The organism is Micromonospora sp. DH14 (assembly GCF_029809455.1).
GTDB lineage: Bacteria > Actinomycetota > Actinomycetes > Mycobacteriales > Micromonosporaceae > Micromonospora > Micromonospora parva.
On sequence record NZ_JARVKT010000025.1, the window covers coordinates 43,455 to 56,176 of the forward strand.

General features: G+C 72.0%; 15 protein-coding genes and 1 tRNA gene. 4 read left to right on the plus strand and 12 right to left on the minus strand.

Annotated elements, in window-relative coordinates; genetic code table 11:
* Positions 1–225: 225 nt before the first annotated feature.
* Complete coding sequence (locus QCZ28_RS25705) at positions 226–744, minus strand: DinB family protein (RefSeq protein WP_279519051.1); 519 nt, start codon at positions 742–744, stop codon at positions 226–228.
* Between the two features lie 82 nt (positions 745–826).
* Here QCZ28_RS25705 and QCZ28_RS25710 point away from each other — a divergent pair, with 82 nt between their 5' ends.
* A complete protein-coding gene (locus QCZ28_RS25710; RefSeq protein WP_030330229.1) occupies positions 827–1,033 on the plus strand; it encodes a hypothetical protein in 207 nt (68 codons plus the stop codon).
* An 8-nt stretch (positions 1,034–1,041) separates the two neighbouring features.
* Here QCZ28_RS25710 and QCZ28_RS25715 read toward each other — a convergent pair whose 3' ends face one another.
* From QCZ28_RS25715 to QCZ28_RS25725, 3 genes are all read right to left on the minus strand, one after another.
* Positions 1,042–2,184 (minus strand): polysaccharide pyruvyl transferase family protein, encoded by a 1,143-nt coding sequence (locus QCZ28_RS25715; protein ID WP_279519052.1) that lies wholly within the window; start codon positions 2,182–2,184, stop codon positions 1,042–1,044.
* 97 nt (positions 2,185–2,281) lie between these two features.
* Entirely contained in the window at positions 2,282–2,761 is a 480-nt protein-coding gene (locus tag QCZ28_RS25720) for a GNAT family N-acetyltransferase (RefSeq protein ID WP_279519053.1), read from the minus strand.
* A gap of 111 nt (positions 2,762–2,872) precedes the next feature.
* On the minus strand, positions 2,873–3,502 hold the full coding sequence (locus QCZ28_RS25725) for an HAD-IA family hydrolase (protein ID WP_279519054.1): 630 nt from the start codon (positions 3,500–3,502) through the stop codon (positions 2,873–2,875).
* A gap of 238 nt (positions 3,503–3,740) precedes the next feature.
* On the opposite strand from QCZ28_RS25725, the gene QCZ28_RS25730 reads away from it, so the two are divergent.
* A complete protein-coding gene (locus QCZ28_RS25730) occupies positions 3,741–4,484 on the plus strand; it encodes an SDR family oxidoreductase (RefSeq protein WP_279519055.1) in 744 nt (247 codons plus the stop codon).
* A 65-nt stretch (positions 4,485–4,549) separates the two neighbouring features.
* On the opposite strand, the gene QCZ28_RS25735 is transcribed toward QCZ28_RS25730, so the two are convergent.
* The 3 genes from QCZ28_RS25735 to QCZ28_RS25745 all read right to left on the minus strand — a co-directional run bounded on the left by QCZ28_RS25735 (position 4,550) and on the right by QCZ28_RS25745 (position 5,782).
* Positions 4,550–5,098, minus strand: coding sequence for a hypothetical protein (locus QCZ28_RS25735; RefSeq protein WP_279519056.1), 549 nt, complete (start codon positions 5,096–5,098; stop codon positions 4,550–4,552).
* A 67-nt stretch (positions 5,099–5,165) separates the two neighbouring features.
* Positions 5,166–5,369, minus strand: coding sequence for a heavy-metal-associated domain-containing protein (locus tag QCZ28_RS25740; protein ID WP_279519057.1), 204 nt, complete (start codon positions 5,367–5,369; stop codon positions 5,166–5,168).
* Positions 5,366–5,782 (minus strand): nuclear transport factor 2 family protein, encoded by a 417-nt coding sequence (locus QCZ28_RS25745; protein WP_279519058.1) that lies wholly within the window; start codon positions 5,780–5,782, stop codon positions 5,366–5,368. The genes QCZ28_RS25740 and QCZ28_RS25745 overlap by 4 nt, the downstream gene beginning before the upstream one ends.
* A gap of 84 nt (positions 5,783–5,866) precedes the next feature.
* Here QCZ28_RS25745 and QCZ28_RS25750 point away from each other — a divergent pair, with 84 nt between their 5' ends.
* Positions 5,867–6,454 (plus strand): TetR/AcrR family transcriptional regulator, encoded by a 588-nt coding sequence (locus QCZ28_RS25750; RefSeq protein WP_279519059.1) that lies wholly within the window; start codon positions 5,867–5,869, stop codon positions 6,452–6,454.
* A 75-nt stretch (positions 6,455–6,529) separates the two neighbouring features.
* On the opposite strand, the gene QCZ28_RS25755 is transcribed toward QCZ28_RS25750, so the two are convergent.
* The 5 genes from QCZ28_RS25755 to QCZ28_RS25775 all read right to left on the minus strand — a co-directional run bounded on the left by QCZ28_RS25755 (position 6,530) and on the right by QCZ28_RS25775 (position 10,717).
* Positions 6,530–6,601, minus strand: a tRNA-Val gene (locus QCZ28_RS25755).
* A gap of 74 nt (positions 6,602–6,675) precedes the next feature.
* Complete coding sequence (locus QCZ28_RS25760; RefSeq protein WP_279519060.1) at positions 6,676–7,140, minus strand: peroxiredoxin; 465 nt, start codon at positions 7,138–7,140, stop codon at positions 6,676–6,678.
* A gap of 88 nt (positions 7,141–7,228) precedes the next feature.
* Entirely contained in the window at positions 7,229–7,666 is a 438-nt protein-coding gene (locus tag QCZ28_RS25765) for a DUF3052 domain-containing protein (protein WP_117673355.1), read from the minus strand.
* A gap of 111 nt (positions 7,667–7,777) precedes the next feature.
* Positions 7,778–10,261, minus strand: a complete 2,484-nt coding sequence (locus QCZ28_RS25770; RefSeq protein WP_279519061.1) for a thiamine pyrophosphate-dependent enzyme — start codon at positions 10,259–10,261, stop codon at positions 7,778–7,780.
* Between the two features lie 51 nt (positions 10,262–10,312).
* Positions 10,313–10,717 (minus strand): MarR family winged helix-turn-helix transcriptional regulator, encoded by a 405-nt coding sequence (locus QCZ28_RS25775; RefSeq protein WP_279519099.1) that lies wholly within the window; start codon positions 10,715–10,717, stop codon positions 10,313–10,315.
* A 273-nt stretch (positions 10,718–10,990) separates the two neighbouring features.
* On the opposite strand from QCZ28_RS25775, the gene QCZ28_RS25780 reads away from it, so the two are divergent.
* Positions 10,991–12,637: an alkaline phosphatase D family protein gene (locus QCZ28_RS25780; protein WP_279519062.1), complete on the plus strand. Its 1,647-nt coding sequence runs from the start codon at positions 10,991–10,993 to the stop codon at positions 12,635–12,637.
* Positions 12,638–12,722: the final 85 nt, after the last annotated feature.

The window sequence follows — 12,722 nt, forward strand, 5'->3', positions numbered from 1 at the left end:
TCGTCGCCCGCGACCAGGATAGGCGCCTCCCGCTGAGCGACCGGACGCCCCACCGACCGACGCCATCGTTGATCCACTCGCGTTCTGTGAAGTCGCGGTATCCCGGGCCCGGTGACGGGCCGCGTTCCTGCAACTCGAGTGGATCATGCGATGCCAGAGAGGAACCGGCCCGCCGACCGGGCACCGCAACTCCATGATCGGCGGCTCGGACCGCAGGGGCAGGGCTCAGACCGCGCCGCACTCGCCGTCGGTCAGCTCGCGCAGGATGTCGGCGTGGCCCGCGTGCCGGGCCGTCTCCTCGATCAGGTGCACCAGAATCCACCGCACCGACACCTCACCGAGCTGCGGATGCGGCACCACGTGGTCGAGGTCGACGCTCGCGACGACCGCCCGGGACCGCTCACAGGCCCGCTCGTACGCCTCGACGAGCCCGGCGACGGTCTCCTGGTCGTCGAGCATGAAGCTGGCGACCGCGTCCTCCTCGGAGGTCAGGTAGACGTCGCCGGGCGAGGGGGCCAACAGGGTCGGGAACCAGTTGCGCTCGACGAGGGTGAGGTGCTTGACCAGCCCCACGAGCGTGGTCGCCGAGGGCACCAGCCGGCGGCGGGCGTCGGCGTCGGAGAGACCGCGCAGTTTGCGCAGCAGCACGGCCCGGTGGAAGTCGAGGAACGAGGTCAGGACGGCGCGCTCGTCGCCGGTGCGGGCGAGCACCGGACCGAGCGTGGGATCGATCGTCTGCTCCATCCGCCGACCCTAGCCACGGGCCGGTCACCGCGCTGCCCCGCTATCCGCTGCGAGCGGGCGCTGCGCCGGGCAGGATGGGCGCATGGCTTCCTCCGTGCAGATCCCTCTCGTCGGCGGCACGGCGGACGGGCAGACCATCACCGTCGAGCTCGACAGCAACGGTCGCCCGCCGCTGACCCACCATCACCTCGGCTCCGGTGGGCTGGCCGACGCGCAGATCTACGAGTTGGAGAACTTCCGCGAGGACGCCCGCGAGTGGCGCTACCGGTGGACCGGCCCGGCGGTGTGAATGCCGGTTCAGACCCGGGTGAGGGTCTGACTGCGCAAACTCTCCAACACGCCACGGGTGACCTCCGAGGTGCCCCGCGCCTGCTCGCACACCTCCGCCACCCGTCGCGCGGTGGCGTCGGCGCGTTGCTCCCGCTCGTCCCACAGTCGGTCGACCTCGGCCAGCAGCGGCCCCTCGACCTCCCGCTCCACACCGCGTAGCGCCGGCACACCGAGCCGCTGGGCCAGGTCGAAGACCTTTCCGGCGTACGGCAGGGGCAGGAACGGCGTACCGACCATCGCCGCGAAGATCAGGAAGTGCAGGCGCATGCCGACGGCCAGGTCGAAGTGGCGCATCAGCCCCAGCACCTGCTGCGGAGAGTAGGTGCCGTGCAGGATCCGACCCCGCTCGGCGGCGACCATGTGCGACAGCACCCCGTGGGCGTGCCGGATGTCGTCCCGCTCCATGGGCACGAACAGCACGTACGCGTCGATCCGGTGCACCAGGAAATCACCGATCTGGGCCAGCAGCCGGTGGTAACCGTCCACGTCGAGGCGTTCGGCGGCCCGGCCCGGCTCCCGCACGCTTATCCCGACCAGCCGCTTGCCGACCGGAACCCCCTCCTCGGCCAGCAGGTGGGCCGGGAACTCCTCCGGTTCCAGGAGGAACGCCGGGTCAGCGGTGACGGTGATCGGGTTGAGCAGGCCAGCCTCCTCCAGCACCATCCGGGACTCCTGGTCCCGGACGGTCACCTGGGTCGCGCTGGAGAGCGTTTCCCGGACCATGCCGGTGTCCACCCCGTCGCTGAGCGGCCCGACCCCCACCGCGTACGTGATCAGCGGAAGGCCCCGCTCCTGGGCGACCCGGACCACCCGCAGGTAACGGCGGGCCTCCCGGTCGTAGAGGATGCCGCCGCCGCCCAGGATGAGCAGGTCGAGCTGGGCCAGGACCAGGGCCGAGTCGGTACGGCTCACGCCCTCCCACGGCACCGCTTCGACGTCCGGGTGCGCGGCCCGGGTGTGCTCCGGGTTCCGGGAGAAGACGATGATCCGGGCGTTCGGTTCCTGCGTCCGCAGATCGGTGAGCAGGCCGGTGAGGATCGCCTCGTCGCCGAGGTTTCGCCCACCGTACGAGCCGAGCACACCGATGGTCAGTCCGGCGCCGTGCGTCATCCGTCGCTCCTCCCCAGGTGCGGTCCGCGCCGGTTTCCCGCTGGGCAGGTGAACAGTCCTGCCGGGAGGACCGACAGTGCACGGCGTCGGCGGCGGTTCAGCCCGCCGGGGTGACGCGTTTCGCCATCTGCTGCGAGGTGACCTCGAAGCCCAGACTGCGGTAGAGGCCGAGCGCCACGGTGTTCGTACCGAAGACGTTCAGACCCAGCTCCGGCACGCCGAGCTGGGCGAGTTCGGCCTCGATGAGCTGGATCATCCGCCGTGCGTACCCGCGTCCCCGGTGCTCCTCGTGCACCTCGATGTTGTGGATCCACGCCTGGTTCGGGGCGGCGGCCGTCGGCAGGGTCACCCAGATCCAGCCGACCTCGGTGTCACCGACCCGGCCCATCCGCAGCAACACCCCCTCGGTGTCCACGCCGGCCGGCAGCGACTCCGCGATCTGGGTGACCGTCCGCTCACGGGCCGACTCCGGGGTCATCCCCCGGTGGGCCACCAGGTCCTCGGCGTACCCCTGCTCCAGTGCCCCCAGCAGGCGGGTCAGCTCCGGCGCCGTCATCGGCGTCAACGTCAACTCCACCGCGTCTCCCCTCCATCGTCGCCAGCGGGTAGTGCAGCAGAGCCGACTCGGACGCGCCAACTGATTCACCGCCGGGTGCGGACAGAGGGCTGCGCCGGCCGGGCCGCCCGGTCAGGATGCCGTCGGCGGCGGATCCAGCTGGCGTGCCAGGTGCGCCAGGTCGTGCAGCCGCAGGTCGCCGTCGAGTCCCTTCAATGCGGCGGTCATCGCCCCGGCCGCCCGCCCGGCCCGCAGGCCGACCTCGGCGTCCTCGACGACCAGGCACCGCGCCACCGGTACGCCCAGCAGCGCCGCGCCCCGCAGGTAGCCCTCCGGGTCCGGCTTGCCGCCGCTGACGTCCTCCACCGTGACGAGCACCGGCGCCCTGATGCCGGCGGCGTCGAGCCGGGCCTCGGCGAGCCGCGCGTCGGCGCTGGTCACCACCGCCCAGGGCAACCCCAGTCGGGCCAGCACGTTCAGCAGTTCGTGCGCACCGGGGGTGGCGGTCACGTCGGACAGGTCGTCGTACTGCAACGCCAACTGTCGCGCGGCGGCGGTGGCGACCGCGTCGTCGTCGAGTGCGGGCAGCAGCCGGCGGATGGTCCGGTCGGCCGGGCTGCCGTGCGCGATGGCCAACGCCGCCGCCGGATCGACGGCGTAGTCGGCGGCCCACCGCTCCCAGGCCCGCTCCACGGCGGCGTCGGAGTCGACCAGGGTCCCGTCCATGTCGAACAGCACCGCGCCGATGCCTGCCAGTTCCACGACCACTCTCCCCGCATCCCTCGGCCCCACCCTCCCCCACCTGGCAAGATCCGCGCAACTTCGGTGATCCTGCTGTCTCGTCGCCCAGTGAGGCAGCAGGATCGGTGAAGGTGCGCGGATCATGGCGGCCCACCGCGTCCGCAGGCCGTCGAGGATCGCGGGAATCGGACCTGAGGGTCGCAACGAGGGGTCCGATAGCCGCCAGACGACGAGGCCGCGCGGCCAGATGATCGTTTGCATGACGACGACACTCAACGACAGGGTCGCCCTGGTGACCGGAGGTTCCCGGGGCATCGGGGCCGGCATCGCCCTGCGTCTGGCCCAGGACGGGGCCGACGTGGCGCTGACCTACCGGCAGGACGCCGAGCGGGCCGCGACAGTGGTGAAGCAGATCGAGGCGCTGGGCCGACGGGCGCTGGCGATCCAGGCGGACGGCGCCGACCCGGCCGCCGTGCGGGGCGCTGTCGACCGGGCAGCCGCCGAACTGGGTCGGCTGGACATCCTGGTGAACAACGCCGCGGTGTTCACGGTCGGCGCCGTGGACGAGCTTGGCTCGGCCGAGGTGGAGCAGACCGTCGCTGTCAACATCCGGGCACCGTACGTCGCCGCGCAGGCGGCTCTGCGGCACCTGGGCGAGGGCGGACGGATCATCAGCATCGGCAGCAACGTCGGTGAACGGGTGGTCTTTCCCGGGCTGAGCCTCTACGCGATGAGCAAGACCGCTCTGGTCGGGCTGACCCGGGGCCTGGCCCGGGAACTGGGCTCCCGAAACATCACCGTCAACCTGGTCAACCCGGGGCCGACGGACACCGACGCCAACCCGGCGGACGGGCCGAACGCTGCGGCGATCACCGGATTCACCGCCGTCGGCCGGTACGCCCGCCCCGCCGACATCGCGGCCACCGTCGCGCACCTGGCCAGCCCCGAGGCCGGCTACGTGACCGGTGCGGTGGTCAACGTGGACGGCGGCTTCAACAGCTGAGCAACCGGGGCGGCGTCGGCGCCATCCGACGCCGCCCCGGGCTCAACCAACCGAATGCCGGCTCGTCAGCCGTCGTGGCCCAGCACCGGGCGAACCGCGTCGACGAACGAGATCCGGTGATTCGTGCGTACCTCGATCGCCGCGAGCCAACGCTCCCGGTGCCGGTCGCGCAGCGGCGCACCCCGGTCACCCGGCTCGTCACCGAGCCGGCGCTGGTCGGCGTGCTCCGCGGTGAGGCTGGTCAACACGGCCCGGCCGGCCGCCGCGACCTCCGCCGGGCCTTCCAGCAACACCAGGTTGTACGCCTCGTCGACGGCGCGCATCGCCGCGTACGCCTCGTCGTAGCCGGGCACCGGCTCGCCCCCGCCGGATTCGAGCCACCGCCGGTCCAACTGCCGGTACGCCTGGTCGCAGGCGCTCAGAAACCCGACGTACGCGTCGCGGCGCAGTTCGTCCCGACGCGTCGCCCACCGCTCGACGCTCTCCTGCCGGGCGACGGTGAGTTGGTGGGCCAGTTGCCGGCGGGTGCTGAGCGCGCCGACCAGCCCGGTCAGGGTGGCGGCGGCCAACGTGGACAGTGAGGTGATCAGCGCGACGGCGACGGTGTCCTGCACCCACCCATCATGGCGTGATCGCTCCGGACCGTCCGGCCCGCTCCGTCGGCAGGCGGGTGAGCGACGGTCAGGGCAGTTCGTAACCGGCTTCCTCGACGGCGGCACGCACCTCGGCGATGTCGAGAGGTCGGTCGCTCGTCACCGTGGCGGTGTCGCCTTCGACGTCCACCGCCACGGCGGTGACACCGGGAATCCGTTCGATCTCCTCGGCGACGAAGCCCGCACAGCGCCCGCAGGCCATACCGATCACGCGATAGCTGCTGACGGTCATCGCGACACCTGCCCGCGGTCGCTGGCCCTGGCCGGCACGGAACGGGTGAGCAGGTGCGCCTGACGCATCCGCCCGTCGTCGGCGAACTGCCCGAAGAAGTGGACGTCCACACTGCCGGCCCGCTTCGAGGTGTGGAAGTGCAGTGTGTAGCGGGCGGCGATCCGGTCCCCGTCCGCTATCGCCTCGTGCACCTCCCACCGGGCGCCGGTCTGGTGTTTCCGCGCCGGACGGGTGTGCGCGATGAGCTTGGCGCGATCCATCAGGTTGCCGTCGGCGAACTGCACGATGTCGGGCGTGTGGTACCGGTCGACGACCACTGCCGGATCCTCGTCGCCGTGAACCAGATCGTTCATGAAGGAGGTGAAGAAGTTGGCGATGAACTCTTTCGGATCGCTGCCATCGAGGCCGCCCATGTCACCCGCCGTCAGCTTGTGATTCGATGAACCTTGACAGCTTGTAAAATATCGACCTCCGACAACTTTGGCAAGGTGTAAAAGATGACCGGCTCAGCAGACCGCAACCGCCGTGCCGACGCCCGGCGCAACAGCAGCGCGATCCTCGACGCGGCAGTCCGACTGCTCGACGCGCAGCCCGACGCGAGCCTCGACGCCATCGCCAGCACCGCCGGCGTGACCCGGCAGACCGTCTACGCCCACTTCCCGTCCCGCGAGCACCTGATGGCGGCGGTCGTGCGACGCATCACCGACGAGGCCGTCGCCGCGATGGACGCCGCCGACCCCGACAACGGATCGGCCACGGACGCGCTGATCCGCGTCCTCGAGGCCGGCGCCCAGACCGCCGGGCGCCATCCGGTCCTCGTCCAGCAGATCGCGTCGCTTCCGGTGACCCCGCAGGTGGACGAGGAACGCCACGCACCGGTCACCGACCGGATCAACCGCGTGATCCAGCGCGGTCAGGCGAGCGGCGAGTTCGACAACGGGCTCCCGGCCAGTTGGCTGGCCACGATCACCATCAAGCTCGGCCACGCCGCCGGCGAGGAGGTCGACGCCGGTCGGATGTCTCCAGCCGAGGCCGCCAACGCGCTGCGTACCGTCCTGATCAGGATGCTGCACCCTGGATCATGACTGCGTCGATCCACTCGATACGTCGCCAACGCCAGACGGCGCCTCGGCACAGGTGATTCGGCAGATGGTGAAGGGTGGGCGCGGCAGGTTTCGAACCTGCGACCCCTCGCTTGTAAGGCGAGTGCTCTCCCACTGAGCTACGCGCCCGGATCGCCCGTGGCGGGCCGGTGGCTGGCAAGCTTACCTGCCCGCCACCGACCCGGGTGCACGGCGTACCCCGGTCAGCTGGTCGCTTCGGCGACGGCCTTGCGCCAACCCTGCTGGTCGCGGGCCTCGCCCGGACCGTTCATCTCGGCGAAGCGGACCACGCCGGTCCTGTCGATGACGAAGGTGCCCCGGTTGGCGAAGCCGGCCACGTCGTTGAAGACCCCGTACGCCTGGGCGACGGCACCGTGCGGCCAGAAGTCGGCCAGCATCGGGAACTGGTAGCCCTCACGGTCGGCCCAGATCTTGTGGCTGTAGACCGAGTCGACGCTGACGGTCAGCACCTGGACGTCGTCGTTCACGTACTCGTCGAGGTTGTCTCGGATCTCGCTCAACTCGCCCTGGCAGATGCCGGTGAAGGCGAGCGGGTAGAAGACCAGCAGCACGGTGCGCCTGCCCCGGAAGTCCGACAGTCGGACCTCCTGGTTGTTCTGGTCCTTGAGCACGAAGTCCGGTGCCTCGGCACCAACCTCGATGAGCATGCGCACTCTCCTCGGGTCGAGTCGGGTGAACGGCAGCGGCCTGCCACCCGGCGGTGGGCGGACCGTCGGGCGCGCGGAGCGGCGCTGGCTACTTCTTGGCCTTGGCCCCTCGACGCAGCACCAGACGTGCACCGCTCCAGTCCCGGCCGGCGTTCACGGTCGAGGTCTGCTGAAGGCCGGCGGTGGGCGCGGACTCCGCGACCTCGCTCGGCTCGACGTGCCCCTCGCGCCCCGCCTTGGGGGTGAGCAGCCACACGACGCCGTTGTCGGCCAGCGGGCCGAGGGCATCGACGAGCAACTCGAAGAGGTCGCCGTCGCCGTCCCGGTACCAGACCAGCACCGCGTCGACCACCTCGTCGGTGTCCTCGTCGACCAGATCTCCACAGCGGTCGGTCAGGGCGTCTCGGAGATCCTGGTCGACGTCCTCGTCGTACCCCATCTCCATGACGACCATCCCCGGTTCGATCCCGAACCGGTCCGCCAGGCTGCGTACCCCGTCGGCGGCCTGACCAGCGGTCGCGCTCACTGTCGCGTGCCTCCTCATCTCGTCCCTGCTCGCGGCGTCGGTCCGACGCCGTCAGGCAAGTCCACACAGTTGTGGGTCCCTGCGCAAGTGGCGCACCGGGTGGAACGGAATTTACCGTGCCAGCAGCGTACGGGCACCGTCGGTAATGGCTTCCGCGGAGACCAGTACGTGACGCGCTGCCGGACCTAATGGTACAAACGAGTCAACTCCCGCCACTCGCCGCGCGGCACCGACATACCCGGCGTCGACGAGCGCGGCGATCACGCCCTCGCCGACCCCGCCGGAGCGGCGTGTCTCGTCCACCACCAGCACACGGCCGGTCGCCGAGGACTCCCGGATGATGTCGGCCACCGGCAGCGGGGCCAGCCAGCGCAGGTCCACCACGCGGGTGCCCACCCCCTCCTCGGCGAGGACGGCCGCGGCCCGCAGCGACATCCGCACCCCGTTACCGAAGGTGATGATGGTGAGGTCGTCGGCCGAGCCGACCCCGTAGACCCGGGCCCGCCCGATCGGCACGTGACCGGCCACCCATCCGCCCGGCTCCGGATAGCCGGCCAGCCACTCTCCGTCACCATCGGCGTACAGGTCGCGGGTGTGGTAGAGCGCTATCGGCTCCAGGAACACGCACACACTGCCGTCCACCGCCGCGCTCGCCAGACAGGTCCGCAGCATGGGCGCGGCGTCGTCCGGCCGCGCCGGCACCGCGATCACCAGACCGGGCACATCCCGGAGTACGGCCACCGAGTTGTCGTTGTGGAAGTGGCCGCCGAACCCCTCCTGGTACGCCAGGCCGGCCACCCGCACCACCATCGGGTTGCGGAAGGCCCCCTGCGAGAAGAACCGCATGGTGGCCGCCTCACCGCGCAGCTGGTCCTCGGCGTTGTGCAGGTACGCCAGGTACTGGATCTCCGGCACCGGCAGCATCCCGGCCAACCCGGCACCGAGGCCCAGCCCGAGCACCGACGTCTCGTCGAGCAGGGTGTCGAAGACCCGGGCCGCCCCGAACCGGTCGCGCAGCCCCTTCGTCACCCCGTACACGCCGCCCTTGGCGGCCACGTCCTCACCGAAGACCGCCATCTGCGGGTGGTCGAGCATCCCGTCGGCGAGCGCGGCGTTGATGCTCTGCGCCAACGTCATCGGGCCGGCCAGCTCCGGCGGCTTACCGCCGAACGCCTCCGCCCGGGCGGCCGCGCCCGGCCCGCTGGCCCGCGCCGCGGCGTCGGCCACCGCCCGCGCCACCCGCACCGGACGGCGGGGCGCCAGCGTCGACACCACGTCGGCCGCGCCGGCCAGCTTCGGCTCGCCCAGCACCTCCTCGGCCAGCCGGCGGACCTGCCAGCCGGTCTCGTCGTACCGGGAGAGCAGTTCCGCACCGGTCGCCATGCCGGCGGCTGCCAGCAGCCGCGCGGTGCCGGCCACCGGGTCCCGGTCCAGGTCCTCGGCCAGCTCGGCCGGGCTGCGGTACGCCGACTCCGCGTCCGCCCCGGCGTGCCCCATCAGCCGCACGGTGCGCAGGTGCAGCACGGCCGGGCGCCGGTTGCGGCGCACCCAGGCCGCGGCTTCCGCCGCCACCGCGTACGTCTGCACCGGGTCGCTTCCGTCCGCGCTGAAGTAGCGGATGCCCGGCTTGGCCCGCAGGGTCGCCTCGACCCAGCCCTCCGGCGAGCGGACGCTGATGCCCAACCCGTTGTCCTCGCAGACGAAGAGCACCGGGATGCGCAGCCCGGCGTGGTCGTACCAGCCGGCGGTGTTGAAGGCGGCGGTGGCGCTGGCGTGGTTGACCGAGGCGTCGCCGAACGAGCAGACCACTATCGCGTCCGGCGGCCAGGGGGCGTGCGTGGCGCCGGCGCCGCTGCCGAGCCGCACCCCGGCCCCGGTACGCCGTCCGGCGCTGTCGAGCCGGCGCAGCCGCTCCACGGCGAGCCCCATGCCCACGGCGCGGGGCAGGTGCGAGGCGATGGTGGAGGTGGTCGGCACGATGGCCAGGTCGGCGCGCCCGAACACCTTGTGCCGGCCACCGGCGATCGGTTCGAGGCTGGACGCGACCATCCCGCGCAGCACGTCCCGGGCCGCGTCGGCGTACGCCGTGAAGCCACCGGTGACCTCCTCGGACCCGGACGGCTCCGATTCGGACACCGCCGCGTCGGCGGAGGGCACCCGAGCGGAGGTCGGCTCGGTCTCGGTGGTCGGCCCGGTCTCGGTGGTCGACTCGGCTTCGGTGCTCGGCTCGGCGCTCGGCGCGGGATCGGCGGCGACCTGGGCGGCGCGCAGGCAGTAGAACGCGCCCGAGCGGTAGTGCAGCAACGCCGGATCGGTGGGACGCAGCGCGGCGGCCACGGCGGCGTTGCCCTCGTGACCGGCCGAGCCGATGGTGTAGAAGCCCTCCCCGAAGCTGCGCAACCAGCGGCCGGCCAGGTCGAGTTGCCGGCTGGTCACCTGCGCGTCGAACAGGTCCAGCAGCTGCGCGCCGGTCAGTGGGGCGTCGTCGGTGACCGGGTCGGCGGGGTCACGCCGCCGCTCGGCGGCGGGCAGCGCCGCCAGCGTCTCCCGGAACCGGTCGTCGAGATCTTGCGGGGTGGTCACGTCGGACAGCATTACCGACGGGAGCCCGGCTCGCCCAGTGGGACACGGCCGGCCGGGGTGCGCTCACTGTGACTCGCAGGCCTCCGGGCAGCCACCGTCGGACACCTTCCAGACCAGGTCACGAAGGGTGTTCAGCTCCTCGTCCGTCAGCCCGGACAGCAGTCGGGAGTCGGACATCACCTCGATCACCCGGGCCCGTACGACGCGCCCTTCCCCGGTCACCAGCAACGTCTTCTGCCGACGGTCGGTGGGATCGGTGCGGCGCTCGACCAGCCCGGCCTGCTCCAGCTTGTCGACCAGCACCGTCACGTTCGACCGGTCGCAACCCAGCTGACCGGCGAGGTCGCGGGCCGGCAGCGGGTGGTCCGGGTCCAACTCCTGCAACGCCCGGGCCGCCGCCGGGGTGAGGCCCAACTCGGCGAACGCGGAGCCCTGCCGGTGTCGCAGCGCGGCGGTGACGTGCGCCATCCGGCGCACCACGTCGAAGGCGAGACCGGCGCGATCCACCGGTGCGCCCGCCGCGGGACCCACCTCCTGCGTCACCGCCACATCGTACGGTGACGGGCGCCGTCGGGCCGGCCCGGCCGGGCGGAGCACCCGCCGGTCGGCGAGCAGCACGAATCGACTGTGGTCATCGGTGTTCGACTGCCGGCGACGAGCAGGGCCACTCGCTGTCACCTGTCGGCCACCGGGGCTCGCGAGGCTCCCGGAGTCACGAAGATCGGACTCTGGGGAGGATTCGTGTCACTGTCCCGACGTACCATCCTGCTGTCCGGCGCCGCGATCGGCGCCGCGGGCGCGGTCACCGGGCTGCCGACGGCGGCCGGCGCGGCGGCGGGCCGGCCGCTGGCCTACCCGTTCACCCTCGGGGTGGCCTCCGGCGACCCCGACCACGAGGGGTTCGTGTTGTGGACCCGCCTGGCCCCGCAGCCACTGGCCGAGGACGGCCTCGGCGGCATGCCGGACCGCGACGTGCCGGTGCACTGGGAGTTGGCCGCCGACGAGCGGTTCCGGCACGTGGTGCGCCGCGGGGTCGCTGTCGCCCGCGCCCGCTCGGCGCACAGCGTGCACGTGGAGTTGGCCGGCCTGCTGGCCGGGCGCGAGTACTTCTACCGGTTCCGGGCCGAGCGGCACATCTCGCCGACCGGACGCACCCGCACCGCCCCGGCACCGTGGACCATGCCCGCCGCCCTCGCGATGGGCTTCGCCTCCTGCTCCCAGTACGAGCACGGCTACTTCACCGCCTACCGGCGGCTGGCCGAGACCGAGCCGGAGCTGATCCTGCACCTGGGCGACTACCAGTACGAGTACGCCCCGGACACGTACAACGTGCCCGGTGGCAACCCCCGTGACCACGAGGGACCGGAGACCCGGACGCTGGCCAACTACCGGCAGCGGCACGCCCAGTACAAGACCGACCCCGACCTGCAGGCCGCGCACGCGGTGGCGCCGTGGGCGGTGGTCTTCGACGACCACGAGGTGGAGAACAACTGGGCCGACGAGGTGCCCGAGGCGCCGGACCCGGAGTTCCCCGCGCGGCGGGCGGCGGCGTTCCAGGCGTACTACGAGAACATGCCGCTGCGGCGCACCTCGATCCCGCGCGGCATCGACATGCAGCTCTACCGGCGGGTGCGTTGGGGGCGGCTGGCCACGTTCCACATGCTCGACACCCGGCAGTACCGCGACGACCAGGCCTGCGGCGACGGCTACCGGGACTGCGCGGCGGCAAGCGACCCGGCCCGGTCGATCACCGGGGCCGAGCAGGAGGCGTGGCTGCTGGACGGGTTCCGCCGCTCGGACGCCCAGTGGGACATCCTGGGCCAGCAGGTCTTCTTCGCGCAGCGGGACAACAACTCCGGCCCGCTCACCGTCACCAGCATGGACGCCTGGGACGGCTACGTGGCCTCCCGGGACCGCATCACCCGGGGTTGGTTGGCCGCCGGGGTACGCAACCCGGTGGTGCTGACCGGCGACGTGCACGCCCACTGGGCCAGCGATCTCAAGCTGGACTACGCCGACCCGACCTCGCGCACCGTCGGCACCGAGTTGGTCTGCTCCTCGATCACCTCGACCGGTGACGGCGCGGACTCGGCGTCCGGCTCGCACCCGTGGTTCGCGTTCAACCCGCACCTGCGCTTCCAGAACAACCTGCGCGGGTACGTGCGCACCACGATCACCCCGGGGCAGCTCACCGCCGACTTCGACGTGTTGCCGTACGTCAGCCGGCCGGACGCGCCCGCGTACACCCGGGCGTCGTTCGTGATCGAGGACCGCGTGCCCGGCCTGCACCAGACGGCGGACAACCCGCTGCCGTCGGCGCTGCGGGGCGGCGCGCCGTCCGTCGACCCCGGCCAACAAACCGTCGACCAGGAGACCGTCCGCCCGTAACCGCCCCGACGCCTCAAGATCCGCGCAACATCAGGGAACCTGCTGCCTCGCCAGGCGCTGAGGCAGCAGTTTCGGGGAAGTTGTG

Bases quoted from the DNA above. Each gene is read 5' to 3' on its own strand.
- QCZ28_RS25705 (WP_279519051.1), bottom strand. From the start codon at position 744: ATGGAGCAGACGATCGATCCCACGCTCGGTCCGGTGCTCGCCCGCACC.
- QCZ28_RS25710 (WP_030330229.1), top strand. From the start codon at position 827: ATGGCTTCCTCCGTGCAGATCCCTCTCGTCGGCGGCACGGCGGACGGG.
- QCZ28_RS25715 (WP_279519052.1), bottom strand. From the start codon at position 2,184: ATGACGCACGGCGCCGGACTGACCATCGGTGTGCTCGGCTCGTACGGT.
- QCZ28_RS25730 (WP_279519055.1), top strand. From the start codon at position 3,741: ATGACGACGACACTCAACGACAGGGTCGCCCTGGTGACCGGAGGTTCC.
- QCZ28_RS25740 (WP_279519057.1), bottom strand. From the start codon at position 5,369: ATGACCGTCAGCAGCTATCGCGTGATCGGTATGGCCTGCGGGCGCTGT.
- QCZ28_RS25745 (WP_279519058.1), bottom strand. From the start codon at position 5,782: ATGGGCGGCCTCGATGGCAGCGATCCGAAAGAGTTCATCGCCAACTTC.
- QCZ28_RS25750 (WP_279519059.1), top strand. From the start codon at position 5,867: ATGACCGGCTCAGCAGACCGCAACCGCCGTGCCGACGCCCGGCGCAAC.
- QCZ28_RS25760 (WP_279519060.1), bottom strand. From the start codon at position 7,140: ATGCTCATCGAGGTTGGTGCCGAGGCACCGGACTTCGTGCTCAAGGAC.
- QCZ28_RS25770 (WP_279519061.1), bottom strand. From the start codon at position 10,261: ATGCTGTCCGACGTGACCACCCCGCAAGATCTCGACGACCGGTTCCGG.
- QCZ28_RS25775 (WP_279519099.1), bottom strand. From the start codon at position 10,717: ATGGCGCACGTCACCGCCGCGCTGCGACACCGGCAGGGCTCCGCGTTC.